Source organism: Noviherbaspirillum autotrophicum, from assembly GCF_000818395.1.
GTDB classification, from domain to species: Bacteria; Pseudomonadota; Gammaproteobacteria; order Burkholderiales; family Burkholderiaceae_D; genus Noviherbaspirillum; species Noviherbaspirillum autotrophicum.
In genome coordinates, this window is record NZ_JWJG01000028.1 from 2,188,638 (window position 1) to 2,213,846 (window position 25,209).

The 25,209-nt window shown below is 62.3% G+C and carries 23 protein-coding genes; 11 read left to right on the plus strand and 12 right to left on the minus strand.

The genetic code is table 11. The features are described 5' to 3' along the window. Window positions 1–58: 58 nt before the first annotated feature. Window positions 59–1,774 (minus strand): bifunctional protein-serine/threonine kinase/phosphatase, encoded by a 1,716-nt coding sequence (locus tag TSA66_RS11415; protein ID WP_040040122.1) that lies wholly within the window; start codon window positions 1,772–1,774, stop codon window positions 59–61. A gap of 34 nt (window positions 1,775–1,808) precedes the next feature. Beyond that, a complete protein-coding gene (locus tag TSA66_RS11420) occupies window positions 1,809–3,020 on the minus strand; it encodes a nitrate/nitrite transporter (protein ID WP_040040123.1) in 1,212 nt (403 codons plus the stop codon). 264 nt (window positions 3,021–3,284) lie between these two features. On the opposite strand from TSA66_RS11420, the gene nirB reads away from it, so the two are divergent. From nirB to TSA66_RS11435, 4 genes are read left to right on the plus strand one after another with little or no spacing between them, the layout of a single operon-like run. Beyond that, window positions 3,285–5,732: a nitrite reductase large subunit NirB gene (nirB, locus tag TSA66_RS11425; RefSeq protein WP_040040124.1), complete on the plus strand. Its 2,448-nt coding sequence runs from the start codon at window positions 3,285–3,287 to the stop codon at window positions 5,730–5,732. A gap of 54 nt (window positions 5,733–5,786) precedes the next feature. After that, window positions 5,787–5,909, plus strand: coding sequence for a hypothetical protein (locus tag TSA66_RS28000; protein WP_269748378.1), 123 nt, complete (start codon window positions 5,787–5,789; stop codon window positions 5,907–5,909). A gap of 10 nt (window positions 5,910–5,919) precedes the next feature. Further along, on the plus strand, window positions 5,920–6,273 hold the full coding sequence (gene nirD / locus TSA66_RS11430) for a nitrite reductase small subunit NirD (RefSeq protein ID WP_040040125.1): 354 nt from the start codon (window positions 5,920–5,922) through the stop codon (window positions 6,271–6,273). Then, window positions 6,270–9,035, plus strand: a complete 2,766-nt coding sequence (locus TSA66_RS11435; protein ID WP_084199498.1) for a nitrate reductase — start codon at window positions 6,270–6,272, stop codon at window positions 9,033–9,035. Before nirD ends, TSA66_RS11435 begins: the two co-directional genes overlap by 4 nt. A 246-nt stretch (window positions 9,036–9,281) precedes the next feature. Here TSA66_RS11435 and TSA66_RS11440 read toward each other — a convergent pair whose 3' ends face one another. From TSA66_RS11440 to TSA66_RS11450, 3 genes are all read right to left on the minus strand, one after another. Continuing rightward, on the minus strand, window positions 9,282–9,746 hold the full coding sequence (locus tag TSA66_RS11440; protein ID WP_040040126.1) for a YaiI/YqxD family protein: 465 nt from the start codon (window positions 9,744–9,746) through the stop codon (window positions 9,282–9,284). Window positions 9,747–10,027: 281 nt separating this feature from the next. Continuing rightward, window positions 10,028–11,050, minus strand: coding sequence for an alcohol dehydrogenase AdhP (gene adhP / locus TSA66_RS11445; protein ID WP_040042464.1), 1,023 nt, complete (start codon window positions 11,048–11,050; stop codon window positions 10,028–10,030). 575 nt (window positions 11,051–11,625) lie between these two features. Then, window positions 11,626–12,660 carry an AraC family transcriptional regulator gene (locus tag TSA66_RS11450; protein ID WP_040040127.1) on the minus strand — a complete coding sequence of 345 codons (1,035 nt, stop codon included), beginning with the start codon at window positions 12,658–12,660 and terminating at the stop codon, window positions 11,626–11,628. Window positions 12,661–12,905: 245 nt separating this feature from the next. Between TSA66_RS11450 and TSA66_RS11455 the strand changes: the two genes are divergently transcribed. From TSA66_RS11455 to TSA66_RS11480, 6 genes are all read left to right on the plus strand, one after another. Next, window positions 12,906–13,865 (plus strand): bile acid:sodium symporter family protein, encoded by a 960-nt coding sequence (locus TSA66_RS11455; RefSeq protein WP_232429455.1) that lies wholly within the window; start codon window positions 12,906–12,908, stop codon window positions 13,863–13,865. Continuing rightward, on the plus strand, window positions 13,862–14,836 hold the full coding sequence (locus tag TSA66_RS11460) for an SDR family oxidoreductase (RefSeq protein WP_040040129.1): 975 nt from the start codon (window positions 13,862–13,864) through the stop codon (window positions 14,834–14,836). The genes TSA66_RS11455 and TSA66_RS11460 overlap by 4 nt, the downstream gene beginning before the upstream one ends. Before the next feature lie 8 nt (window positions 14,837–14,844). Next, window positions 14,845–15,648, plus strand: a complete 804-nt coding sequence (locus tag TSA66_RS11465; protein WP_040040130.1) for an SDR family oxidoreductase — start codon at window positions 14,845–14,847, stop codon at window positions 15,646–15,648. A gap of 20 nt (window positions 15,649–15,668) precedes the next feature. Beyond that, window positions 15,669–17,453: a Vgb family protein gene (locus TSA66_RS11470; RefSeq protein WP_040040131.1), complete on the plus strand. Its 1,785-nt coding sequence runs from the start codon at window positions 15,669–15,671 to the stop codon at window positions 17,451–17,453. Window positions 17,454–17,493: 40 nt separating this feature from the next. Next, complete coding sequence (locus TSA66_RS11475) at window positions 17,494–18,687, plus strand: MFS transporter (RefSeq protein WP_040040132.1); 1,194 nt, start codon at window positions 17,494–17,496, stop codon at window positions 18,685–18,687. Between the two features lie 173 nt (window positions 18,688–18,860). After that, the gene (locus TSA66_RS11480) at window positions 18,861–19,259 is read left to right on the plus strand and encodes a hypothetical protein (RefSeq protein ID WP_040040133.1); all 399 of its coding nucleotides are present in this window, start codon (window positions 18,861–18,863) and stop codon (window positions 19,257–19,259) included. A 259-nt stretch (window positions 19,260–19,518) separates the two neighbouring features. Here TSA66_RS11480 and TSA66_RS11485 read toward each other — a convergent pair whose 3' ends face one another. Genes TSA66_RS11485 through TSA66_RS11495 form a run of 3 tightly spaced genes read right to left on the minus strand, consistent with a single transcriptional unit; the run spans window position 19,519 to window position 20,803 of the window. Beyond that, window positions 19,519–20,079, minus strand: a complete 561-nt coding sequence (locus TSA66_RS11485; protein ID WP_040040134.1) for a DUF4865 family protein — start codon at window positions 20,077–20,079, stop codon at window positions 19,519–19,521. Further along, entirely contained in the window at window positions 20,076–20,474 is a 399-nt protein-coding gene (locus TSA66_RS11490) for a tautomerase family protein (RefSeq protein ID WP_040040135.1), read from the minus strand. The genes TSA66_RS11485 and TSA66_RS11490 overlap by 4 nt, the downstream gene beginning before the upstream one ends. 20 nt (window positions 20,475–20,494) lie before the next feature. Next, a complete protein-coding gene (locus TSA66_RS11495) occupies window positions 20,495–20,803 on the minus strand; it encodes a carboxymuconolactone decarboxylase family protein (protein WP_052452251.1) in 309 nt (102 codons plus the stop codon). Between the two features lie 112 nt (window positions 20,804–20,915). Between TSA66_RS11495 and TSA66_RS11500 the strand changes: the two genes are divergently transcribed. Beyond that, window positions 20,916–21,791 (plus strand): LysR substrate-binding domain-containing protein, encoded by an 876-nt coding sequence (locus tag TSA66_RS11500; protein ID WP_040042466.1) that lies wholly within the window; start codon window positions 20,916–20,918, stop codon window positions 21,789–21,791. Window positions 21,792–21,830: 39 nt separating this feature from the next. On the opposite strand, the gene TSA66_RS11505 is transcribed toward TSA66_RS11500, so the two are convergent. The 4 genes from TSA66_RS11505 to TSA66_RS11515 all read right to left on the minus strand — a co-directional run bounded on the left by TSA66_RS11505 (window position 21,831) and on the right by TSA66_RS11515 (window position 25,193). Next, a complete protein-coding gene (locus TSA66_RS11505; protein ID WP_052452252.1) occupies window positions 21,831–22,280 on the minus strand; it encodes a TlpA family protein disulfide reductase in 450 nt (149 codons plus the stop codon). A gap of 83 nt (window positions 22,281–22,363) precedes the next feature. Then, window positions 22,364–23,335 carry a transporter gene (locus TSA66_RS11510; protein WP_040040136.1) on the minus strand — a complete coding sequence of 324 codons (972 nt, stop codon included), beginning with the start codon at window positions 23,333–23,335 and terminating at the stop codon, window positions 22,364–22,366. A 151-nt stretch (window positions 23,336–23,486) separates the two neighbouring features. Then, complete coding sequence (locus TSA66_RS26185; RefSeq protein WP_084199500.1) at window positions 23,487–23,885, minus strand: DUF2946 domain-containing protein; 399 nt, start codon at window positions 23,883–23,885, stop codon at window positions 23,487–23,489. A gap of 474 nt (window positions 23,886–24,359) precedes the next feature. Beyond that, window positions 24,360–25,193: a dienelactone hydrolase family protein gene (locus tag TSA66_RS11515; protein ID WP_040040137.1), complete on the minus strand. Its 834-nt coding sequence runs from the start codon at window positions 25,191–25,193 to the stop codon at window positions 24,360–24,362. Window positions 25,194–25,209: the final 16 nt, after the last annotated feature.

Genomic DNA, 25,209 nt, shown 5'->3' on the forward strand with positions numbered 1-25,209 from the left:
CTCCTGGACGGCATGAGCGACAAGCGAGGACATGGAACTCGACATGCCACGTGCCCCGCTATAACCCCCTTACGACCGCCAGGTAGAGCAGCAGCAGGTTGGCCACGATCGACACTGCCGCGACTGCCCGCCACAGTGCCGCCGGGTCGCGCTTTGCCAGTGGCATCGCGGGGCGTGCCGCAATCGGGCCGGACGCTCCGCGCTCGAGCGCCAGCAGGAATTCTTCCGCCGTCTCGAAGCGGTCTGCCGGATCGCGCGCAACCGCCTTGAGCAACACGTTCTCCAGCCACAGCGGAATATCCGGACGGTAGCGGCTGGGCGGCGCCGGGATGCCGAAGCGCGGATGCTGGAAAGGCTCGATCTCGCCGTACGGGTAGCGCCGTGTCAGCATGAAATACAGGGTGACCCCGGCGGCGTAGACGTCGGTCTGGCGCGACGGCGGCGCGTTGTCGAATTGTTCCGGGGCGAGGAAGGACGGGGTGCCCGCCTGCGGGTGCGCCTGCGCCCTGACGTCGCCGTCTTCCAGGCCGGACTGCGCCACGCCGAGGTCGAGCAGCCGCAATTCGCCGTCGGCGCCGAGGTGCACGTTGGCCGGCTTGATGTCGCGGTGGATGATGCTGCGCCGGTGCAGCGCACCGACGGCGCGCACCAGCCTGGTTCCGTGCGCAATCGCTTCCGGTGCGGTGAAATGGGCGCCTGCGTCGATCATTTGCTGCAGCGTCTGGCCCTCGTGCCAGGTCGTCAGGTAATACAGGTAATTCCTTTGCTGCGGCGTGATCACCTGTGGAAAGAAGCGCGCGACCACGCGTTTCGCCAGCCATTCCTCGTGCGCGAAGGCCGAGCGCTCCTGCGCGTCGTCGGCCCGCTCCGGATGCAGCGTCTTCAGCACCAGCCGGCGCTGCGACGCCGGATCGACCACGCGATAGAGCAGCGTCGCCCGCGACGCGTGAATCACGGCTTCCACCCGATAGCCGTCCAGGGTCTGGCCGACCTTGAGCCGGGGCGGCAGAGGCAATTGCCGCGATGCCGACAGCGCGTCGCGCAGGTTTTCTTCGGGCAGCGCCTTGATCTGCAATACCAGCGCGCTGCTGTTGTCGCTGGAGCCGGCGTCGAGCGCAGCCTGCACCAGTGCATCGGCGGCGAGGGCGGGATCGGCGCGGCCGGCGGCGAGTTCGGCCAGATGGCGTCCGATGTCGTGTTCGGCAAGGCTGGCCCATACGCCGTCGCAGGCGAGCAGGAACACGTCGCCTTGCCGCGACTCGCCCATCCCGTGATCGATCGCCAGGCGTGAATCGAGGCCCACGGCGCGCGTCAGCACGTGCTGCATCTCGGGCCGGTCCCACACGTGATCGGTCGTCAGCCGCGACAGCTTGCCCTCACGCAGCAGATACAGCCGGGTGTCGCCCACGTGCGCGAAGTAGTAGAAGCCGCCGCGCAGCACGACGGCCGTCAGCGTGGTTGCCATGCCCGCCAGCTCCGGGCGCGCCGAGCCCTGTCTTTGCACCCAGCTGTTGATTGCCTTGATCACGCGGTCGAGCGCCTGCGTCACCGGCCAGGTATCGGGCGTGGCGTAGTAGTCGGCGAGCAGGCCGCGCACCGTATACTCCGATGCATCGCGCCCGCCGGCGTTGCCGGATACGCCGTCGGCGATGGCTGCGATCAGGCCCTTGGCCGACAGTTCCGGCTCGTTGGGCGTGACCATGCCGACGAAGTCTTCGTTGCGGTTGCGAAGGCCGGCGACAGTGGCATGGCCGGCGGCGACGGACAGGGGCATGAGCTGTGGCGGAACTGGGGGCGGTGCAGTGATTCTAGATCTTTGCGGCCGTCATTGCCGCGCTGCCCCACGTGGTGCGCCAGCGCGTCTTGACCATGGTCAGTCCGAGCAGCGCCAGGACCGCAAGCGAGGAAAACAGCGTCAGGCCGAACTGGTAGCTGCCGGTGAGCTGCTTCGAGTAGCCGAGGCTGGAGGCCAGATAAAAGCCGCCGACGCCACCGGCCATGCCGACCAGACCGGTCATCACGCCGATCTCCTTGCGAAAGCGCTGCGGCACCAGCTGGAATACCGCGCCGTTGCCGGTACCCAGCGCCAGCATCGCCGCCACGAACACGGCGAGCGCGGCGATATACGACGGCATGCCGAAGCTGGCGATGAACAGGAAGCTGGCGGCCAGCACGTACATGATCGACAGCGTCTTGATGCCGCCGATGCGGTCGGCGATCACGCCGCCCAGCGGGCGAACTATCGAACCGGCGAACACGCAGGCCGCCGTCAAATAGCCGGCGGTTACCGGCGACAGGCCGTACTGGCTGTTGAAGTAGATCGTCAGCGACGACGCCAGGCCGGAGAAGCCGCCGAAGGTCACGCTGTAGAAGAACATGAACCACCATGCGTCCTTGTCCTTCAATACGTGCAGGTATTCGACCAGGGCTTTTGCCGGCGGCGCCGCCGGCGCATCCTTGGCGAACGCCATGTATACCAGGAAGGCGATGGAAAGCGGGATCAGGCACAGGCCGAACACGTTTTGCCAGCCGAACGCGAGCGCCAGCGACGGCGCAAACAAGGCGGCAAACGCGGTGCCGGAGTTGCCGGCGCCGGCGATGCCAAGCGCCGTGCCCTGATGCTCCGGAGGATACCAGCGCGACGCCAGCGGCAGCGCGACCGCGAACGCGGCGCCGGCCACGCCCAGCAGGATGCCGAGCGTGAGCATGGCGTCGTAGCTGTTCAACTGCCCGAGCCATGCCCACGTCAGCGCAGCGATCACGACGACCTGGCCGATGGCCCCCGCCTTCTTCGGCTTCAGATGATCGACCAGCACGCCCATGACGATACGCAGCAGCGCGCCTGCCAGCAGCGGGGTGGCGACCATTAAGCCCTTTTGCGCCGGGCTGAGCCCGAGATCACGCGAGATCTGCACCGCCAACGGCCCGAGCAGCACCCACACCATGAAGCTCAGATCGAAATAGAAAAAGGCAGCGAGCAGGGTCGGTGTATGGCCCGCCTTCCAGAATGACGTTTTCATGAGGCTCCTTTGTATCCAATGTTGAAATCGTGTGTTCCTATGCAATCGCCATGCCATTCAGTGTTGTGCAGTGATGGCGCGCATACGCGTATCGACGTTGTGCATGGCGCATAGCGGCGCGCGGCGCCGCACCGCGTCAGTGCGGATTTCTCTTCAATTCAGTGCATTTCCCCGGCGAAGCGACTGGCACCGCTTTTGCTAATCCGATGTGGGAACGTTTTCTGACATAGCTTTAATGGCGAAGCTGCAATGAAGGGAGCTTTAATGAAGAAGCTGAAATTGGTCATGGTCGGCAACGGCATGGCTGGCACGCGTACGCTCGAGGAACTGCTGAAGATCGCGCCGGGCATCTACGACATCACGGTGTTCGGCGCCGAACCGTACGCGAACTACAACCGCATCCTGCTGTCGCCCGTGCTGGCGGGCGAACAGACCATCGAGGACATCATGCTGAACGATGTCGACTGGTATCGTGAAAATGGCATCACGCTCCATCTCGGGAAAAAAATCACCAGGATCGACCGCGTCAGGCGCCAAGTCATCGCGCAAGACGGCACGGTCGCAGAATACGACCGCCTGCTGCTGGCCACCGGCTCCAATCCGTTCATCCTGCCGGTGCCGGGCAAGGACCTCAAAGGCGTGATTTCCTACCGCGATATCCAGGATACCAATGCGATGATCGAGGCGGCCAAGGTGCACAAGCACGCGGTCGTGATCGGCGGCGGCCTCTTGGGTCTGGAAGCGGCCAACGGCCTGAAGCAGCGCGGCATGGACGTGACCGTGGTGCACTTGCCGGCCTGGCTGATGGAGCGCCAGCTCGACCCTATCGCGGGCAAGATGCTGCAAAAGTCGCTGGAAGACCGCGGCCTGAAATTCCTGCTCGATAAGAATACGAAGGAGCTCGTCGGCGATGAAGAGGGCGGAACGTGCGGCCAGGTGCAGGCGATCCGCTTTACCGACGGCCTCGAAATCCCGGCGCAGCTGGTGGTGATGGCCGTCGGCATCCGCCCCAACACGGCGCTGGCCGAATCGGCCGGCCTGTACTGCAACCGTGGCATCGTCGTCAACGACACCATGCAGACCTTCGATCCGCGTATTTACGCCGTGGGCGAATGTGTCAACCATCGCGGCACCGCCTATGGCCTGGTCGCACCGCTGTTTGAGATGGCAAAGGTGTGCGCCAACCACCTGGCCAACTTCGGCATCGGCCGCTACCAGGGCTCGGTCACGTCGACCAAGCTGAAGGTCACCGGCATCGACCTGTTCTCGGCAGGCGAATTCATGGGTGGCGAAGGCGTCGAGGAAATCGTGCTGTCCGACCCGATCGGCGGCGTCTACAAGAAGCTGGTGATCAAGGACGACAAGCTGGTCGGCGCCTGCCTGTACGGCGACACGGTGGACGGCGGCTGGTATTTCAAGCTGCTGCGCGAGGGCAAGAGCATTGGCGAGATGCGCGACACGCTCATGTTCGGCGAATCCAATACCGGCCGCCCCGGCGACGCCGGCCACGAGGGCCATACGCGGGCGGCGGCGATGCCGGACGAGGCCGAGGTATGCGGCTGCAACGGCGTGTGCAAGGGCACCATCGTCAAGGCGATCAAGGAGAAGGGGCTGTTCACGCTGGAAGACGTGCGCAAGCACACCAAGGCGTCGGCTTCCTGCGGCTCCTGCACCGGGCTGGTCGAACAGATCATCATGGCGACCGTCGGCGACTATTCGATGTCGAACAAGGCCAAGCCGCTGTGCGGCTGCACCGACTACACGCACCAGGAAGTGCGCGACGCGATAAAGGTCAACAAGCTGCTGACGATTGCCGGTGCCATGCAATTCCTGGAATGGCGCACGCCGAACGGCTGCGCGACCTGCCGGCCCGCTTTGAACTATTACCTGATCTCGACCTGGCCGCACGAGGCGAAGGACGACCCGCAGTCGCGCTTCATCAACGAGCGCGCGCACGCCAATATCCAGAAGGACGGCACCTATTCCGTGATCCCGCGCATGTGGGGCGGCGAGACCAATGCCTCCGAGTTGCGCCGCATCGCCGACGTGGTCGACAAGTACAACATCCCGACGGTGAAGGTCACCGGCGGCCAGCGCATCGACCTCTTGGGTGTGAAGAAGGAAGACTTGCCGGCGGTGTGGCAGGACCTCGGCATGCCGTCGGGTCACGCGTATGCGAAGGCGCTGCGCACCGTGAAAACCTGCGTCGGCTCCGAATGGTGCCGCTTCGGCACGCAGGATTCGACCCTCATGGGCCAGCAGCTCGAGCGCGCATTGTGGCGTATGTATGCGCCGCACAAGGTCAAGATCGCGGTCTCCGGATGTCCGCGCAACTGCGCGGAGTCGGGCATCAAGGACGTCGGCGTGATCGGCGTGGACTCGGGCTGGGAAATCTATGTTGCCGGCAATGGCGGCATCAAGACCGAGGTCGCGCACTTCTTCGCGAAGGTGAAAACCCATGAAGAGGTGCTGGAATATTCCGGCGCCTTCCTGCAGCTGTATCGCGAGGAGGGCTGGTATCTGGAGCGCACCGTGCATTACGTGTCGCGGGTGGGATTGGATCATGTGAAGAAAAAGATTCTGGACGACGCCGAAAACCGCAAGGCGCTCTACGAGCGATTGCTGTTCTCGCTCGACGGCGAACCCGATCCGTGGCACGAGAAGGAAAAGGCGCAGGTCGACGAACGCCAGTTCGCGCCGCTGTCCGTGTAAGGCGGGAAAAATGGGCGCGGCTCGGGCCGCATCGGATCGATGAAAGGAGCGGCGATGAAACTGTATCTGGCTGCGGTCGTGCTGACCATGTCTGCAACGGCGATCATCGTCAACACCTGCATTGCCTACAGCATGCCGGGCCGGGCTGCGCCCGCCAACATATACCAACTGAACTGAAGGGATCGAAATGTCTCAACAATGGAAAGCCGTCTGCCATGTCGCAGATATCCCGGTGCTCGGCGCACGGGTCGTCAAGCGGGCAGGGGGACACGATGTGGCGATTTTCCGCAATGGCGAAGACAAGGTATTCGCGCTGCTTGATCGTTGCCCGCACAAGGGCGGTCCGCTATCGCAGGGCATCGTGTTCGGTGAGCACGTCGCCTGCCCGCTGCACAACTGGAGTATCGGCCTCGATTCCGGCTGCGCGAATGCGCCTGACGAAGGCTGCACGCCGAAGTTCAGCGTCAAGGTCGAGGATGGCAAGGTGTTCCTCGATGTCGCAGAACTGAATTCCGTGGCAATTGAGGTCAAGGCTGCATGACGACATTGCGCGAAACGAAGACCGCCTGCTGCTACTGCGGCGTCGGCTGCGGCGTGATCGTCGAATCCGACGGTGAACGGATCACCGGCGTGCGCGGCGACCCGCAGCATCCGGCCAATTTCGGGCGCCTGTGCTCCAAGGGCAGCACGCTGCACCTGACGGCGAATCCGGTGCTGCAGCAGCAGGTGCGCGCGCTGCATCCTGAGTTGCGCACTGCGCGCGGCGCGCCGCGCGCGCCGGCGGCATGGGGCGAGACGCTCGACTTCATCGCGCGCAGGTTTGTGAGCACGATCCGGGAACACGGCCCCGACAGCGTCGGCTTCTATATCTCCGGCCAGCTGCTGACCGAGGATTACTATGTGTTCAACAAGCTGGCCAAGGGGCTGATCGGCACCAACAACATCGACACCAATTCGCGCCTGTGCATGTCGAGCGCGGTGGCCGGCTACAAGCAAACGCTGGGCGCGGATGCGCCGCCAGTGTGCTACGAGGACATCGACCATGCGGACCTGATTTTCATCGCCGGCTCCAACATGGCGTATGCGCATCCGGTGCTGTATCGCCGCGTCGAGGAGGCGCGCCGGCGCAACCCGTCGCTGCGCATGATCGTCGCCGACCCGCGCCGCACCGATACGGCGCGCGATGCCGACCTGTTCCTGCCGATTTTGCCCGGCACCGACGTGGCGCTGTTCAACGGTATGCTGCATGTCTGCCTGTGGGAAGGCCTGGTCGACACCGCCTATATCGACGCGCACACCGAAGGCTTTGCCGAGCTCAAGCGCACGGTGCGCGATTACACCCCGGCCTACGTCGCCGAGTTGTGTGGCATTGGCGAGGATGACCTGATCCGGGCCGCGCGCTGGTTCGGCCAGGCGAAGGCGGCGTTGTCGTTCTATTGCCAGGGGCTGAACCAGTCATCGTCCGGCACGGCCAAGAATGCGGCGCTGATCAACCTGCATCTGGCTACGCGCCAGATCGGCAAGCCGGGAGCAGGCCCCTTTTCGCTGACCGGACAGCCCAATGCGATGGGCGGGCGCGAGGTCGGCGGGCTGTCCAACCTGCTGTCCGCGCATCGCGACATGGCCGATTCGCAGCATCGGGCGGAAGTGGCGCGGCTGTGGGGCGTGGAGTCGGTACCGGCCACGCCGGGCAAAACCGCGATCGAGATGTTCGAGGCGGTGCGGCGCGGCGAGATCCGGATACTGTGGATCGTCTGCACCAACCCGGCACAGTCGCTGCCCGCGCAGCGCATGGTGCGAGAGGCGCTGGAAAAGGCCGAGCTGGTGATCGTGCAGGAAGCCTACCGGACCACCGCCACCGTCGCCTATGCAGATGTGGTGCTGCCGGCCACGACCTGGGGCGAGAAGGAGGGCACGGTGACCAATTCCGAGCGCCGCATCACGCGCGTCAATGCCGTGCTGCCCGGCCCGGGACAGGCGCGCCATGACTGGGAAATCGCGGTCGATTTCGCGCGGCGGCTGGAAACGATGCTGGAAAGGACCGGCACGCTCTTTCCATACACGACGACCGAACAGATCTGGAACGAGCACCGCGAATCGACGCGCGGGCGCGACCTCGACATCACTGGCCTGTCTTACCGCATCCTGGAGCAGCAGGGGCCGCAGCAATGGCCGTTTCCCGAGGGCGCGGCGCAGGGGCGCAAGCGCCTGTACGAGGATGGCGTCTATCCGACCGCGAGCGGGCGCGCGCGCTTCGTCGACACGGCGTACCAGCCGGTGGCCGAGCCGGTCGATGCCCGCTATCCGCTCCGCCTGACCACTGGACGGCTGCGCGACCAGTGGCATGGCATGAGCCGCACCGGCACCGTGGCGCAGTTGTTTTCGCACGCGCCGGAGCCGTCGGTGGCGATGGCGCGGGTCGACATGGAGCGCCGGCTGATTGCTGACGGCGACCTGGTGCATGTGACCAGCCGGCGCGGCTCGCAAATCCTGCCGGCCTTCGCCGGCGACGACATGCGCGCCGGGCAGGCTTTCATCGCGATGCACTGGGGCGAGGAATACCTGTCCGGCCGCAACGGCGGTTTCGGCGTCAATGCGCTCACGCTGCCGGCGCTGTGCCCAGCGTCGAAGCAGCCGGAACTCAAGCACGCGGCGGTCAAGATCCTGAAGGCGGAGCTGCCGTGGCGCTTCGTCGTGTTCGGATGGTCGCCGCCGGAACAGGCGCTCGCCTTGCAGGCCGGGCTGAGGCCGCTGATGCGCCGTTTCTCGTATGCGTCCTGCACACTGTTCGGCCGGGAAAAAAATGGCGTGCTGTTCCGGGCGGCCGACGATTATCCGGCGGACGCTGCGCTGCTCGACGAGATCAAGGCGCGCTTCGGCATCATGGGGGCGCAGGTGCTGCGCTACGACGACAGAAAGCGCGGCCATGCGCGCCATATCCTGGTCGCCGACGGCAGGTTGGCCGCCGTCGCGCTGTCGGGCGACATCTCGGCGGAGCGCTGGCTGAAGGAATATCTGGAAGCGGGGCAGCCGGTGGCCGCGCTCGGACGCCTCTTGCTGATGCCGTCGGCTGCAGCACCGCAGGGCATCAAGCCGCGCGGCCGCATCGTGTGCAACTGCTTCAATGTCGCCGAAAGCGAGATCGGCAATGCGGCGGCGGAGCTGTCGCGGCAGGGCATCGGCACCGCTGCGGCGCTGCTGGCGGCGTTGCAGCAGCGGCTGAAATGCGGCACCAGCTGCGGGTCGTGCGTGCCGGAACTGCGCAAGGTGTTGGCGTCGGAACCGTTGCCCGGCCTTGGATGAGCGCCTGTTCGGTGTCTATTTGGCAGGTCTGTTCAAGCGGGATGCAGTGCAAGGCGTGGCACGCCGCTCAGGGGGCGCCGAGGCCTCCTGCCGTAGCACCGCTACGACGCATCGTCGCGCTTATCTATGTTCAGTCAATATTGTCGTATGCAAAGTTTACATACCGGGGGGCAATTCACTAGAGGCATGCGCGACGCTGCCAAGCTTTGCCAAAATCAGGCAGGCGAGGAAGTTGAGAAACAATGCTTAGCGGGAACCTGCGCGATTCCTACTCCGCGCGAGTTCGCGGTCCAGCGCATTGGCAAAGCTCTGGCGGTCGGCGTGGCTAAACGTGGCCGGGCCGCCTGTGTCGACACCACTGCTACGTAGCTCTTCCATGAAAGCCCGCATCGTCAGTTGCTGGGCAATAGTGTCCTTGGTGTACCACTCGCCGCGCGGATTGAGCGGCAACCCGCCCTTGTCCAGTACTAGGGAGGCCAAGGGAATGTCGCCGGTTACGACGATGTCGCCGGGCCTGAGGCGCTCAACGATTTCGGCGTCGGCCGCATCCGCGCCAGCCGGAACTTGGAGCGCGCGGATGAAGCGCGAGCCAGGCACACGGATCAAGCGGTTGGCAACCAGCGTGACGTTGAGCTGCAGGCGCTCGGCCACCCGAAAAAGGATGTCTTTAATGACAGCCGGACAGGCGTCGGCGTCGACCCAGATGTGCATGACAAATCGGATGAGATCAGCAGGATGCCCCATTGTAACGGCAAGCTGCCTGGTAGATGGGTAGCACGAACTGCGAGTCCGAACCGTTTGGCGCCACCATGTCGTTCAAGCTCTGTGGCCGCCCCGTCGCTGTCATTTGGCGAAATCGGCCATCTGGCGGATGACGTCGCGTGCTGCTCATTGCTGCACGCGACGTCATTGCCGATTACCGGGATGGCAGCCCTGCTTTCAACGAAGTGTGGCTGATGAGGCGGCCGGTGCGTTGTCAGCTTACCCTCTTCTTATATCTCCATCACGATCCGGCCCTCTATCTGGCCTTTTCGCATGGTGTCGAAGATGTGGTTAATGTTTTCGAGACGGTCGGTGGAAATGTGGGATGTGACCTTTCCTTCTCCCGCAAACATCAGCGCCTCTTCCAGGTCCTTGCGCGTGCCCACAATGGATCCCCGTATCGTCTTGGCGTTCAGCACCACATCGAAGATCGGCAACTCGAAACTGCCGGGAGGCAGGCCGACCAGCGCCATGGTCCCGCGCTTGTGCAACATACCGACCGCTTGGGCAAAGGCGGGGCGCGACACGGCAGTAACGAGCACGCCGTGCGCGCCTTGAATCGCGGACTGCACCTTGGCAACAGGGTCCTCCTTGGAGCAGTTGACCGTCATGTCCGCGCCGAGGTCGGACGCAAGCTTCAGCTTTTCATCCGCGATGTCGACGGCGATAACGTGGAATCCCATAGCTTTCGCGTACTGCACGGCCATATGGCCCAATCCACCGATTCCCGAGATGGCTACCCAGTCGCCGGGCTTGCGGTCGAGAACCTTCAGTCCCTTGTAGACGGTGACTCCGGCACACAGAATCGGCGCCGCGGGTGCAAACTCAAGCGTGTCCGGCAGGCGCCCAGTATAGGCAGGATCGGCGAGTACATACTCCGCGTAGCCGCCATTGATGCTGTATCCGGTCATTTGCTGTTCGCCGCAGAGCGTTTCCCAGCCGGTGATGCAATGCTCGCAGTGCCCGCATGCAGTGTGCAGCCAGGGAACACCGACCCGGTCTCCCTCCTTCAGGGTACGCACGCCCGCCCCTACCTTTGCCACGTAGCCGACACCTTCATGACCAGGAATCAAGGGCAAGCTCGGCTTGACCGGCCAGTCCCCGTCGGCGGCATGCAGGTCGGTGTGGCATACGCCGGACGCGGTCACTTTGACGAGCACCTGACCCGGCGGTACTTCCGGAACATCGACGTCTTCGATAACCAGCGGCTTTCCGAATTCATGTATGACGGCAGCCTTCATTTTTTCAGCCATGGCAATCTCCATTCCATCGTCACGAGAGCGTGCGAATCTGTTGAGAGTGCGTCGACACCATGGCGCGTCCCGTAGATCACTTGCAGCAAGAGCGAGACCCGGCACGGTCGGTACGCGTGTCGCTATGTGACACGCACAACGGCGTATAGGTTCTACAGGAGAAGTAGCCGAGAAGAGGATCGATGGTGCTCCCTCCGACCCGTCATGACGACTCGAAATGTTTCAAGGTGACCCAAGCACTATTTGCAAGTGGACGGCTGTTGCCAAGCGCAGCTCTACTGATTGAATCGTCCTTTGCCGCCAAAAGATTTTGCACATTGGTACCGACAGCGCCAAGCTGCTTGAATGTGCATAAAGAGTCCGGTGCGAAGTAAGCAGTGGGGCCGCATGTATGGACCAGCAGACATAGGAATTACCTTTCTATCTCAGCTTTTGAACATCACTGCCCATACTGAACGTCTGGTTCTGGCTATACGGAGTCCGTTGGGTAATTCCAGGCGCCGGCGACTATGTTCTGACTTCCGGGCGATCCCTAGCAAGGCTTGATGCGCCAAAGACGACCCAATGTAGCTCATTCAAGATGAGCATGCCCGGAATTCGCTGGGCGTTGTACCGGTCCATTTTTTGAATGCCTGCCGGAAGTTCGGTGCGTCGCTGAACCCGAGAGATGCGGCGATGTCTTCGTTGCTCATGCGCGTCTTGCGCAAATAGTCCATCGCAAGTTGTTTGCGAACGTTGTTCAGAATGGTCTGATACGACGTCTCCTGCGACTGCAGCTTGCGGCGCAAGGTGCGGGAAGTCATGTGCAGCTGATGCGCCACTGTCTCGATATCGGGGAAGCGACCGGGTTGCGCCATCAGAATGCCGAACACCTTGCCGGCCATGCCTGAGGCTGCCTTCAATTCCGTCAGCAGCTGGTCGCAGGTCTGGCGCACTACGGCGATGGTGGCTGGATTGGCGAAGGCAAGCGGCTGCTCCAGCAGATCACGGCTGAAACGCAGCTGGTTGCGATCCTGGCCGAAGCGTACCGGGCAGCCCAGCAGCTCTTTATAGGCGGATGCGTGGCGCGGTGCCGCATAAGCCACGCAGATCTCTGTCGGCGTGACTGGTCGGCCGAGGATGTCACCGTGCACCGACAGCTGCGTTCCCAGCTGGAATTCGAGCACGAATCGGAACAGGTCGCTGTGCGCTCCGAGTGACAGGACATCCGAAAATTCCCAGAAGGCGTCGTGTTCCGTTTCCTCGAAGCGCAGGCCGAGCAGCGTCGCGGCCAGGGAACGGTACTTGATGGCGAAGTCGATTGCGTCGCGTGGTGTAGGACTGCTGAGCAGTGCGTAGCCGTACATGCCGAAGTGGGTGATGCGAATGCGCTTTCCTGCCTTGAGGGCGATGCCCGGGTCGCGGGAGAGGCGTAGGGCATTGCCGTACACCGTCAACAGTTGACGCGATGCCACGCGCGTGGCCGGCGCATAAAGTTGGTCCGGGTCGAGGCCACTGCCCTTGAGCAGCTGCGACGCAGCGACGCCTTCTTCCTGCAGGAGTTCGGCTAAGGTCGCGATCTTGTGTGGGGGCTCGATGCGGTCATCGATGTCCGGAAATCGTCGCTCCATTTCGGTCCTGTTCTCCACTATGCATCCAGGCGCGTGTGACGAGGCGCCCCGCCTGTGCCGGGAAGTCTAGCATGGAGTGTCCGATCTTAACCTCCCTTCTTTTTGCACCGTCGCCCTGCGGTCGGCGGCGTTTTTGCAGCGAGGCCCGCCGCTTCGCCGGGGATGTTACAGGCGAAAAATGTCCGGAATTAACCTGTTTGCGCCGCTCGCGTTAAAGCACAATCAGTGCATAAAACAATTCTTAGATGGAGACACAACATGACGGTGCGCGACCAGAGGTGCTGGCGATGATGCATATCGACCAGGTACAACTCAATTTCAATCCGCAGGCGTTGCTGGGCCTGAACCTTATCCTGGCGCTTGTCATGTTCGGCGTGGCGCTGGATTTGAAACTGTCGGATTTCAAGCAGGCGCTGCGCACTCCCAAGGCCCTGGCGATCGGGCTGTTCGGACATCACATCCTGTTCCCTGCCGGGACCTTCCTTCTGATCCGGCTCATCGATCCGCTACCGTCGATCGCGCTTGGCATGCTGCTGGTATCGTCATGCCCCGCCGGCCATATCTCCAACTTCTTCACGCACCGGGCGGGCGGCAATGCTGCTCTGTCGGTATCGATCAGCACGCTGTCGACGGCGGCCGCAGTATTTATGATGCCGCTCAACGTCGCATTCTGGGCAAATCAGGACGCCGGCATGCGTGCCATCATGCACGACTTCTCGCTCGACCCGGTCGCCATGCTGATCGATGTGGGCATCTTGCTAGGCGCTCCCTTGGGCGCTGGCCTGTTCATTTCCCACCGCATGTCCCGATTGGCAGCAAAGATGCTCAAGCCGATGCGCATTTTCTCGCTCGGCGTGTTCGCCGTCTTCGTGACGGGTGCGCTGCTCGCCAACTGGAAGTTCTTCCTCGCCTACGGCGCGATGGTGGTCGGCATCGTCTTCGTGCACAACGCCTGCGCGCTCGGCAGCGGTTATGGCCTGGCCAAGCTGTTCGGGCTTGCGGAGCGCGATAGCCGTTCCGTGGCTTTCGAGACCGGCATCCAGAATTCCGGCCTTGGGCTGGTCCTGATTTTCAACTTCTTTGGTGGCTTGGGCGGTATGGCAATCGTCACTGCCTGGTGGGGCATCTGGCATATCTTTGCCGGCATGGCACTGTCGACCTACTGGATGAAAAAGCCGCTGCTGGCGGCAAAGGCGGGCGCATGAACGGCAAATCAATACTCGTGACCGGTGCCGACGGTTACCTGGGCCGGCAGCTCGTCGGCCACCTGTCGGATGCGTGCGCGGTCGGCACCATGGGCGCCGTGGTGGCAACCGACGTGCGCATGACACCGCCTGCGCAGCAACGACCCGGCGTGACCTATCTGCAAGCGGATATCCGGGATGGCGGACTGGCCGATATATTGCGCACGCATGGTATCGATACGGTGGTCCATCTCGCCTCCATCGTCACCCCCGGCAAGAAGAGCAATCGCGCCTTTGAATACAGCGTGGATGTGGACGGCACCCGGAATGTGCTGGACGCTTGCGTCAAGGCTGGTGTGCGTCAGATTATCGTCTCCTCCAGCGGCGCCGCCTACGGCTACCACGCCGACAATCCGGCCTGGCTGACGGAGCAGGATCCGGTGCGCGGCAACGAAGAGTTTGCCTACTCGTGGCACAAGCGGCTGGTGGAAGAGATGCTCGCCGATTACCGCCGCACCCATCCGCAACTGACGCAAACCATCTTCCGCATCGGCACCATTCTGGGCGCCACCGTGCGCAACCAGATCACCGACCTGTTCGACAAGCCACGGCTGATTGCGATCCGCGGCTCGGACAGCCCCTTTGTGTTCATCTGGGACCAGGACGTGGTCGGCGCCTTCCTGCGGGCGATCGAGAGCGGCAAGGGCGGCATCTACAACCTCGCCGGGGATGGCGCGCTATCCATCCACCTGCTTGCCAAGCGACTCTCCAAGCCGGTCGTTTCCCTGCCGGCCGGTCTGATCGCATTCGCGTTGCGCATCCTCAAAACCCTGGGCCTCACACAATACGGTCCGGAGCAAGTGAATTTCCTGCGCTATCGCCCAGTCCTCGACAACGGGCGACTGAAGAAGGAATTCGGTTACACGCCAGCCAAGACGTCATCTGAGGTTTTCGATTACTGGCTGCGGACACGCTCTGCCCACAAGAACTGAAAGACGCCATGAATTACGCTGGAAAAGTGGTGGTCATTACCGGCGCCGCAGGCGGATTGGGGCGGGCGCTTTCCAAACAGTTCCTCGCCGCTGGTGCCCATGTCGCTCTGCTCGACATGAACGGCCCGGCGTTGCGCACGACGGCCGACAGCCTGCTGTTCACCGCACCTGGCCGCGTCCTCGCCATCACCTGCGACGTGAGCGATGCAGAAGACTGTCAGCATGCGATCGCTACGGTGATTGCCCACTGGGGCGGGATCGACGTGCTGGTCAACAACGCCGGCATTGCGCACCGCAGCCTGCTGTGCGAGACCGATCTCGCCGTGCTGCGACAGGTCATGAACGTCAATTTTTTCGGCGCAGTCCACTGCACCCAGCTGGCATTGCGGTCGCTGCGGGCACGCCGAGGACAAATTGTCGTCATCTCCAGCATTGCGGGTTTTTCGCCGTTATTCGGCCGCACCGCATACAGCGCCAGCAAGCACGCGTTGCACGGATTTTTCGACAGCTTGCGCAGTGAAGTCGAAGACGACGGCGTGGACGTGACCATTGTCTGCCCCGCATTCATCGCCACCGGCATCGAGCGTGCCGCCCTCGGCGGAGACGGCGGGGCGGCGACGCTGCCACGCAATGCCATCGGCGGCGAGGTGTCTGCGGACGACATGGCGACGCGCATTCTGACAGCGGTATGCCGACGCCAACGCCTGTACCTGCCTACCTCGCTGGCCAAGCTCGCATGGTGGACCAGCCGTCTTGTCCCGGCCTATTTCGCGCAGCAGATGAAGCGCCGCTCCGCCCCATCCCCTCGATAAATGATCAGCCTTAAAACCTCATGAAACACACGATCCGCCATTTCCTTGCACTGGCAGCGTGCAGCGCCATCACCCTGCCGGCTGCGGCTGCCGTCATCAGCGTCACCGACCAGACCGGCAAGCCCGTGGCCGTGGCAATGGTGACGCAGGCTGCAGCGCACCCCGCGCCGCGGGACACCTCTGACAATGGCTTCCAGCAACCCGGCAAGCCGCAGGTGGTGGCTATCGACGTCACTGCATTCACGGGCACTTCGGGGAAAGCCGAGATTCCCGACCGCATGGTCGATACCCGGTACCGCGTGCGCAAGCCTGGCTTCCGGGATGCAGTGATCGAAGCACCGGCGGGGCAGACGGCCGTGCGGATCGTCCTGCAGGCTGAGACGGACTCCTTCAAGCTGGCCGAAGCGAAGCCGGCCAACGCATGGCTGGGTGCGCTCAATATTGGCGACGCCACGGCGAAGAAGCATTTTCAGATGCAGTGCGCCTTCTGCCACCAGCAGGGAAATGCATTCACCCGGGTGGAAAGGTCGCCGGAGGATTGGCGCAAGACCATCAGCCGCATGGTTCGCTACGGCTCGCGCTTGCCGACGGATCTGCAGAAATCGCTGCCGGACATTCTATCGGCCGACTACCGCCGGCTGCGCGCGCATCCGGAACTGATCACGGGCGGCGTGTCGTGGGAAGAAGCTCTCGACAAGACCTTGATCACCGAATGGCCGCTTGGCAATGCGATGTCGCAGGCGCACGATATGCTGATTGCGGCTAACCGGCTGGTGTATGTCGCCGACAATATTCAGGACCGCCTGTACGAGGTCAACCCCGTCACCAACGCCGTGACGATCTACAAGATTCCGCACAAGCCGGGCGACGATCCGGGCGGTCTCATCGCAGGTCGATTGAAGACCTTTCCGAGCCATGACAGTACGTCGAATGCGCATTCGCTGGCCGAGTCCCCGCGCGACGGGCATATCTTCATCACGCCTTCGGCGCAGCGTCGGCTGATCGAGTTCGACCCGGCCACCAAGACCTTTACCCAGCATGAAATCGGCGCGGGCTTTTATCCGCACACGGTGCGCGTCGACGCCAGGGACAACGTCTGGTTCACCCTGGCCTTGTCGAACCAGGTAGCGAAGTTCGACCGTGCCGCGCGCAAGTTCACCCTCTACGATCTGCCGACGCGCAGCCTCAAGGAGCGGCTCACGGTGGCGTCGATCGGTGTCATGTTCAAGCTGATGAACTGGGGCTTGCCCTTGTCGAACTGGATGCCGGTTGACTGGGCTGCCACCGGTACGCCGCTGCCCTATGGGATCGATGTCACACCGGACGGTACCGTTTGGTTCGCGCGGCTGCATACCCAGGAAATCGGCAAGATCGATCCGGCCAGCGGCAAGGTGACGATGATTCCGACGCCATTCATCGGTCCGCGCCGCCTGCGCACGGATGCGCAGGGCAACCTGTGGATTGTGGCCTTCGCCGAGTCGAAGATCGCCCGCTATTCGCCCGCTACCGGCAAGTTCTCTCTGTTCGATCTGCCGGTCGAACCGAAAGGCAGCGAGACGCCGTATTCGCTCAATGTCGACAAGCAGCGCGGCATCGTCTGGGTGAATGGCAATCAGTCCGATGCCCTGTACGGCTTCGACATCAAGACCGAGACCTGGCGCACGATTCCGCTGCCGCGGCGCACGACGTTCACCCGCGACATTGAAGTCGACACCGACGGCACGCTCTACACCTCGAACTCAAACTTCCCCAGCTGGCACATCGAAGGCGGCCAACCGACATTGATCAGGATCCAGCAGCGATGAAAATGGACCGTGAGAACACGCCACCTATGCAGGAGGCCGCATGATCGGTCGTCATTGGGCATTCTTTGTGTCGTGCCTGCTGGCCTTCACCGGCGGCCACATCGTCAACTACTCGGTGATCATCTACGCGCAAGAAGTGCTGCGCTCGGATGTGCTGGCGGGGGTAGGTTTCGGCCTGTGCTTCGGCCCGCCGCTGCTTCTTGGCTGGTACGCGGGCGTGCTGTGCGACCGGCTGGCGCCGACCCGGATCATCCACGGTGCACAAGCCCTGTTCATCCTCGCTGCCGTGCTCATGGCGTGCGGCGACCGCTTTATTGCCGAACCGGCGCAGCGGGCACCGGTCTTTCTTATCGCCGCCCTGTGTGCCGGCATCGGCTGGTCATTTGTTGCTCCGGCGCGCATGACTGCCCTCGGTCAGATCGTGGAAGCGACGGCGTTGCGGCGGGCCTCGCTGGTCTTTAACCTGCTGGTCATGCTCGGGTTCGGCCTCGGGCCGTTGGCGATTTCGGTATGCCGTTTGCAGGTCGGCTGGCAAGGGGTGTTCGCACTCGCCATTGCGCTGTTCGTCATCGGATCGGTGCTGCTGTTTCGTGTGTCGACAAGCGTCACCGGCAAGCCGCCCCGGCCAGTCCTGCGCGATATTCTCGATGGCCTGAGGGCTGTGCGCAGCGATCCCTTGCTTGCGCAATTGCTCGTCACAGCCATGTTCGGCTACATGCTCATGGGGCCGATGCAGGTCATCCTTCCCAAGCTCACGCGCACGGCGCTGGGGCTGGGCGAACTGGCACGCGGCGCGTTTCTCGGCACGCTCGCACCTGCGCTCATCGCCGGCGGCCTGATTTGCATGCTGATAGCACGGCGCCTGCCGCACGGGAAGACGGTATTTGCCGCATGCGCGCTCTCCGGCTTGCTGTTCGCGGGAATGGGCGGCACCACGAGCCCGGTCGTCGCCTTCATGCTGCTGGCGTTAGTTGGCCTGCTGGGCGGCATGGCCATCAGCTTGATTGTCACGGCGATCCAGGAAAACGTCGAGGAGAAGGTGCGCGGCCGCATACTCAGCATGTACACGATCATTTCGCAGGTCATGCCGGCGCTGTCGGGCCTTGCCGCCGGCGCGCTTACGCATGCGTTGGACGCGCAACGGGCGATCCTGATCAGCGGAGCGGCTCTGGCGCTGGCTGCGCTGGCCAACGCGGCGTTCATGCCTGCACTGCGCAGCTATCGCGGCCACTGAAGCAGCGATTTCTCCAACAGTTCGTGTCTTATAAAAGCGTGTGAGATGCCGATTTCTGCCGGTAAAGATGACGGCGCGAGCATATCGGTTACTCGCGCCGGCGGCGTTAGCGGCTGGTCCCGCCACCCGAGCCTGAACCCGACGCGGGCGGCGCTTCGCCGGGCCTTAAACCAATGGAGCCGCGCTCGCGACGCTTCTCCTCGGTATCCGTGCTCCAGCCGCTATCTGAGGCGCTGCTTCCGGACATGCTTGTTCCGCTGGAACTATTCGCTCCGTTCGTTGACGTTCCCGTTCCGGTGGTGGCGCCAGAACTGGCCGATCCTGGGCTGGTAGTCCCCGCCGGACCTCCGCTCGACGACGTGCCGCTGCCGCCATACCCTGAAGAGTCAGCTCCTCCGCTCGCGCCGGACCCTGTCGTACCCGAACTGTCGCTCGAGCCTGTTGCGCTCGAAGACGGTCCGGCCGGCATGCTGCTTCCGGACGACGTTCCAGTGGAAGAGCCGGCGGCCGCCGGACTGTCGGAACTCGTCGAACCGCTCGCCCCGCGCTCGGACGTTGCCGGTGCGCTGTAACTGCCTTGCGCAAATGCTGCAGCGCTTGTACCAAGTAATGAAATGAATAGTGCCAACGATAGCTTCTTCATGCTGCCTCCGAATAACGTCAATGTGGAATTGCCCCGTAAATTGCAGAAGGTAGACGTTAGACTGCATGCATTCCGCCAGTTCGATTTTTCCGCAGGAAACCTAAAGCGGTCATCTTTTTTCATGCACCATGCATCAATGAATGAAGGACAGGTTTGCTGTGCATAAGGCGGCCCCAGGGAGCTGCCACTCAACCGGTCGACACATGGCCGACACCATAGATTTGCATCTGGCCATCCGATTGCCGGTCCGGCATCTTGCTCCAGAGCTGAAACCGGACCAGGCACCAGTGCGTCGGATCGAAGCCGGCAAGAGTCGCAAGAACATCGTGGCTGAAATGCATTTCCCTCGAACGGTCGCTTTCGGCGCGACGCAGCGCGGCAAGATCCGCATGCGGCGGGATCGGCACCGTTTCGCGCACTGCATACCGCGCCTCTGCGATTTCTTGCTTCATCTGCGCGTGCCACACTGCCCATGTGCGCACCGATGGCCAGCCGAATGATTGTGTAAGCCCGACGAAGCCGGGACCGCACAGGAATTCGTTCATCCCTTCGGTCGTATGCCAGAGATAGAAAGGCGCGTACAGATTGTCGGAAGCGGCCGGCATGCCTTGTTTTCTCGCGTGCAGATAAGCCTTGAAGGCCAGGCCGGGAAAGCCGTCCGTGACATGGCCGCGCTCGGCAATGCGCCGGTCAATGATGCCCATGTCGTAATCGGCAGGCAGCACGAGACTGTATTGCATCGCGATCATTGCGCAAGCTCCTGCGGAAACAGCGATGCAACGCCGCCGCTAAACGACCAGCCGTCGAAACTCGTCATGCTGACGATGACCATGACATCTTTCGGGTGGATGCCGGGCGATTCGGCAAGCACCTCGGTCAGGCGGCGATAGAAGGCTTCCTTCATCGAGGTGCTGCGCGGCTTGCCGGCCGTAACGCAGATCAGCACATAGTTGTCCGAGCGTGGTCCGCCCATGTAATTCCGGTCAAACACGAGCTCTTCGGGCTCATGCTGATGGATGACCTGGAAACGGTCGTCGGGTGGTACGTCGAATGCCTCGACCAACGCACGATGCACGCCGTCCGACAATGCCTTCACGTAGGACTGCGGTTTTCCCTTGAGCAGCGAGATACGGGTCATTGGCATGTTGATCTCCTTGAAAAAGTTTAGGTTTTGTCGAGCAGGCTCAGGGCACTGGCCGCCGCCGGCCATCCGGCATAGAACGCGAGATGCGTGATGGCCTCGGCCAGCTCCTCGTGCGTCAATCCGTTTTCGCGTGCCTTCGCCAAGTGGAACGGCAACTGTTCGAGCCGGTACAGCGAGACCAGCGCGGCCACGGTGATCAGGCTGCGGTCGCGCTTGGACAAACCGGGCCGCTCCCAGATGTCGCCGAACAACACCTTGTCGGTCACCTCGGCAAATTTCGGCGCACCTTGTCCGAATGCCTGTTGCCCCAGTCCCAGCATTGAAGTCATCGTGCTTTCTCCCATGTGTATGAATCGATTGACAGTTGCAGTGTATGGCGCGATGATCGTTTCGAAAATCGGGAAATTAAAAACCAACTATGCAGTTTTTCGGGATGATCTAATGCGAAGAGTCAACTTTGACCTGGATGCCATGCGCAGCTTTGCGGTCGGCATCGAGCTTGGCAGCTTCGCCAAGGCAGCGGACCGATTGGCGCGATCGACATCTGCCGTCAGTGCGCAATTGAAGAAACTCGAAGAGCAGGCCGGCGTCGCGCTTCTGCGCAAGTCTGGCCGGGGCATGGCATTGACAGATGCCGGCGAGGTCATGCTCGGCTACGCGCGGCGGATGCTTGAACTAAACGATGAAGCGGCAATGGCTGTTGGCGCCACCGGACTGGATGGATTCGTGCGCCTCGGCTTGCAGGAAGATTTCGGTGAGCATTTGCTACCAGAGGTGCTCGGCCGCTTCGCGCGCAGCCACTCGGGTGTCCGCATCGAGGCGAAAGTGGCGCGCAATGCGGAGTTGGTGTCCGACATGATCGGTGGCCGGCTCGACCTTGCGCTGACATGGCAAGGAATGCAGGACACGCCGTACATGGAAGAAGTAGGGCGCTACCAGCTGGAGTGGATCGGGCCGGCGGGCGCCAGCCCCGAATCGCTGCGCAACCGAGGCCTGCCGCTGCCCCTGGTGGCATTCGACGCGCCTTGCCTCATGCGCACGATTGCCACCGAGGCGCTGGACCGCGCAGGCATCCCGTGGCGGCTGACATTCACCAGCCACAGCCTCGGGGCGGTGTGGGCAGCCGTTGCCGCCGGTCTCGGCGTGACGGTGCGCACGAGATTCGGGCTGCGGAACAACTTGCGCACGCTGCCGGCTGCAGAGTACGGCTTGCCGGCGTTGCCGAAGGTCGGCCTGGTGCTGCATCGTCTGGAAGCGGAATCTGATCCGACATGTGCATTGCTGGCCGCCGACCTGCGTGACAGCGTTTCGGCGTGACCGCCATTTCGTTTGCGTTCAATGTGGCGCCGCGTCCTATCATTTCCCGCGGCTCAGAAGACCTTCTATCTCTTGTCGGGTAACGGGTCCTTCCTTAACCCACACTTGTTGGCCGGACGCGTTGAACAGCACGCTGGTGGGAAAGCCCTTCGCCCCGAATTGCTGCGCCATTGCGGCATCACCGGCGATGACCGGATAGGTCACTCCGAGTTTTTCGGCGAACTGTGCCACCCGGCGGGCAGGCTGCCCATCCACGGCAAGCCCGAGCACGACCAGATCAGGCCGCGATTTGCTTAACGCTTCCAGCTCCGGCAATTCAGACAGGCAGGGCGGACACCATGTCGCCCACAAGTTCACGAGTACCCATTGGCCGGCATGGCTGGCGAGAGAATGTGTTTGGCCTTTGGTGTCGGTGAGTGAAAAACCTGATGCGCCGGCAAGGGCGGGCAGACATAAAAACGCCATCGTGATGGCAAACCGCTTCATCATGCTCGACCTCCGTTATTTGAGCGTGGAATAACCATGCGGGATTGCGGCACGTCGTGCGGCAATCCCGGCTTCACGCCTTCGTCTTAAAAACGGCCACTCACGCCGACCACCAATGCCCTGTTCGCTGTCAGCTGAACGCCGTTGACGTTCTGGTACAGCGGTTTCTGGAAGAAGCCGTAAATCTGGACATTGTCCGACACGGCATAGCTCAAGCCCGGGCTGAGCGACAGATAACGGCCGCCGCTGTCTTCCGGCTCGGCTTGCGCGCCGCTGTCGCGGCGTTTCACCAGGAAGTTGAGCTGCACGAGTGCGCCCAATTGATCCGTCACCCCGTAGCGATACCCGAGGTCTGCACCGAACTGGTCACCCGGCTTGAAACCGTCGTGACTGTTGAGCGCATGCTGGTACTGCGCCTGAGCAAACCAGGACGCATTGGATTGCGGGAGCTTCTGGTGATAGTAGGCGCCGATGATGGCATCCGTCGTGCCGGTTCCCGGTTGCAGCGTTCGCTCGGCCAGATCGCCGTCCTCATTGGCCATCGTCGTTCTGCCTGTGGGCAGTTTCAATCCGAATGTCATGCCGGTCGCGCTCGGCTTTAGCGGATTGCCGACGTCCGGCAGCTGATACCTGCCGACCACGCGCACATCGCCCAGCTCGGTGAAATTCCACTGTTCGGGGACTTGCTCTCCATTGTGATGATGGATATGAAGATGGTCGCGGTCGACGATCGGCGCGGTGACGGAGAGCCCCCATTCGGAATTGAATGTGTGGGAATACGTCATCAGAAGATTGCGGTTCACGGTGCTGACTTCGTCATGATGCCGGTGAATCTCTCCGACACCGACGTTGTCGGTGCCGCTGCGTGGCTGGGTCTGATGCACGTACTCATAACGCAAGTCGAGCACGGACCCGGCTTCGGTTGCAGCGCTTTCCGAAGTCCAGTTGCTATTGACGGTACAAAACGCGGCCCCGCAGCTGGCAAAAGCGAATGAGGGAAGAAGGCCGGCAATGGCGCCGCCGCATACGGTAGCCGCAAATAATTTCGATACTTTCATTTTGAATTCCGATGTAATTCCTGGGCGATCCCGCATCGGGTTGCAATGGACGCCTGGGAATGGCCGCTGCTTGCCCGGTCGGCAGAACAGCATATTCATGAGAACGCGCCACTCTCCCGCGCAGGTGCAGGGAAAGCGGCATCGCTAGAATTCAGGACAACGTAGGCGGAGCGCGTGTTTGCGGAGTGACCCACACGAAGAGCGGGCGAGGCGACTGATAAAACAGTGGCGGGAATACCGAAGTCTCGGCCGTCAATGGAAGAGCAAAGGTCGTTGTCGGCGGCAAGCCGAATGAGCCTGCGTGCGTCAGGCAGAAAGGGCAATGCTCAAAATGGAAGTCCTTTTTTGCCGGAGCCGAGGAATGATGGGCTGAGTGACCTGTCGCCGAGACCAACTTCGGACCGGTGGTTGAACACACATTGGGCCAGAAAGCATCCTGCTCACATGCCGCGGCAAGCAGGCGGGAGACAGACGGCGCCACAGCCGCGAGCAGGATCGAAAAGCAGGCGATCCACGCAGCGACATGTCTAATCCGTATGTTCATTCCCATAACAGAATCGTTTCGTAATAGCGAAGTCTGCTCGTGGCGGCGATATGCGGATGGGACCCGCAGATTCCTGTCACTTGTCAGCTCCGTTCCAGAGGAAGTGAAATAATATATTCTGAGGGCATCTTCAAAAATTGACTTGCATCAACTTATCAAGGATGCGTGCTTACCGGTTTGTGTGACCGACACGGGGCGCTTTAGTTTGGTGCGGCATCGCGCGATTTTGGACGACAGCGATATCGACTCATTATTTCCGGTGGATCCAAGTGCTGATGAATCTTGTCTTGCCACCTCGCTGAGCTCAGCGGAGCGCATCGAGAGTCATTGCTTGACGAGCCGCGGCCGGCTCAGTGCGACCCTGAACCGTCTTTCATGGCTTCCCGAAAGCGGACACTCCCGAAGGCCGCCAGCGAAAACCTTCTCACGACATACTGCGCCGGCGGGAACCGGGCAGCGCCATGGCCTTCTGTGCCACCCTCATTTTTTGAGGCGCTGCGCAAAGAACGCAAGGATTTCGTCGCGCGCCGCAATCGTCGGTTGTCCTGCTTCGTCTATCAAATGCGCAGTCACCACGCTGTGAGGGCTTGCCACGACTTTTTCAAAGAACGGTGGTGTATTCGCGTTGGCTGCATTGTCAGGCAATACACGCGCCACAAAGCGGTCGCCGAGCGCTTCGCGGTAGGCCGCAAACCGTTGGGCCCGGCAATGCTTGTCTCCCTCGAATCGGTAAGCCATCACAGTCAGATCGTCCCGCTCGAGGCGCGTCCGAACATGCGCCAGCTCATCCGGCGCCATGTTGATCCCGGCCGGATCGTCGAGGGGGAGTGACGGCTGGCAGACTACCGGCGCGAGCATCGCCGGTTCAAGCATCATCGTGAGCGCAAAGTTGCCAGTGAAGCACATGCCGATCGCGCCAACACCCGGCCCGCCGCACTCCTCATGCGCAAACCGCGCGAGCGCACGCAGCCACTGTGTCACCGGGCTGGATTCGTTGGTGGCGAAGGCGCGAAACTCCGCACTGACGCAGGCGCGCTTGAAGCTCGCAATGCCGTCCTCAACGGTGGGCACGGCGCCGTCGCGGCCAAACAGGGAAGGCATGTACACGGTGAATCCCGCTGCACGCACCCATCGGCTAAAGCGTGCGACGTGCGGACTGATACCCGGCATCTCGGTCATCACAATGACTGCCGGACCCTCGCCCGCCACATATACCTTCTTCGTCATTCCGTTGAGGGTGACATGGCGATGTTCGAAGTCGTCGAGCGAGTCGTCCTCATTCATGTTCCTGTTTGGTGGCGTGATATTCGGCATCTGCGTCTCCTCTGAT

Bases quoted from the DNA above. Each gene is read 5' to 3' on its own strand.
- TSA66_RS11440 (WP_040040126.1), bottom strand. From the start codon at position 9,746: ATGCACATCTGGGTCGACGCCGACGCCTGTCCGGCTGTCATTAAAGAC.
- TSA66_RS11510 (WP_040040136.1), bottom strand. From the start codon at position 23,335: ATGAAAGTATCGAAATTATTTGCGGCTACCGTATGCGGCGGCGCCATT.
- TSA66_RS11450 (WP_040040127.1), bottom strand. From the start codon at position 12,660: ATGGAGCGACGATTTCCGGACATCGATGACCGCATCGAGCCCCCACAC.
- TSA66_RS11455 (WP_232429455.1), top strand. From the start codon at position 12,906: ATGGAGACACAACATGACGGTGCGCGACCAGAGGTGCTGGCGATGATG.
- nirB (WP_040040124.1), top strand. From the start codon at position 3,285: ATGAAGAAGCTGAAATTGGTCATGGTCGGCAACGGCATGGCTGGCACG.
- TSA66_RS11415 (WP_040040122.1), bottom strand. From the start codon at position 1,774: ATGCCCCTGTCCGTCGCCGCCGGCCATGCCACTGTCGCCGGCCTTCGC.
- adhP (WP_040042464.1), bottom strand. From the start codon at position 11,050: ATGGCTGAAAAAATGAAGGCTGCCGTCATACATGAATTCGGAAAGCCG.
- TSA66_RS11465 (WP_040040130.1), top strand. From the start codon at position 14,845: ATGAATTACGCTGGAAAAGTGGTGGTCATTACCGGCGCCGCAGGCGGA.
- TSA66_RS11475 (WP_040040132.1), top strand. From the start codon at position 17,494: ATGATCGGTCGTCATTGGGCATTCTTTGTGTCGTGCCTGCTGGCCTTC.
- TSA66_RS28000 (WP_269748378.1), top strand. From the start codon at position 5,787: ATGAAACTGTATCTGGCTGCGGTCGTGCTGACCATGTCTGCAACGGCG.
- TSA66_RS11515 (WP_040040137.1), bottom strand. From the start codon at position 25,193: ATGCCGAATATCACGCCACCAAACAGGAACATGAATGAGGACGACTCG.
- TSA66_RS11420 (WP_040040123.1), bottom strand. From the start codon at position 3,020: ATGAAAACGTCATTCTGGAAGGCGGGCCATACACCGACCCTGCTCGCT.
- TSA66_RS11435 (WP_084199498.1), top strand. From the start codon at position 6,270: ATGACGACATTGCGCGAAACGAAGACCGCCTGCTGCTACTGCGGCGTC.
- TSA66_RS11470 (WP_040040131.1), top strand. From the start codon at position 15,669: ATGAAACACACGATCCGCCATTTCCTTGCACTGGCAGCGTGCAGCGCC.
- TSA66_RS11480 (WP_040040133.1), top strand. From the start codon at position 18,861: ATGGAGCCGCGCTCGCGACGCTTCTCCTCGGTATCCGTGCTCCAGCCG.
- nirD (WP_040040125.1), top strand. From the start codon at position 5,920: ATGTCTCAACAATGGAAAGCCGTCTGCCATGTCGCAGATATCCCGGTG.
- TSA66_RS11500 (WP_040042466.1), top strand. From the start codon at position 20,916: ATGCGAAGAGTCAACTTTGACCTGGATGCCATGCGCAGCTTTGCGGTC.
- TSA66_RS11460 (WP_040040129.1), top strand. From the start codon at position 13,862: ATGAACGGCAAATCAATACTCGTGACCGGTGCCGACGGTTACCTGGGC.
- TSA66_RS26185 (WP_084199500.1), bottom strand. From the start codon at position 23,885: ATGGGAATGAACATACGGATTAGACATGTCGCTGCGTGGATCGCCTGC.
- TSA66_RS11505 (WP_052452252.1), bottom strand. From the start codon at position 22,280: ATGATGAAGCGGTTTGCCATCACGATGGCGTTTTTATGTCTGCCCGCC.
- TSA66_RS11495 (WP_052452251.1), bottom strand. From the start codon at position 20,803: ATGACTTCAATGCTGGGACTGGGGCAACAGGCATTCGGACAAGGTGCG.
- TSA66_RS11485 (WP_040040134.1), bottom strand. From the start codon at position 20,079: ATGATCGCGATGCAATACAGTCTCGTGCTGCCTGCCGATTACGACATG.
- TSA66_RS11490 (WP_040040135.1), bottom strand. From the start codon at position 20,474: ATGCCAATGACCCGTATCTCGCTGCTCAAGGGAAAACCGCAGTCCTAC.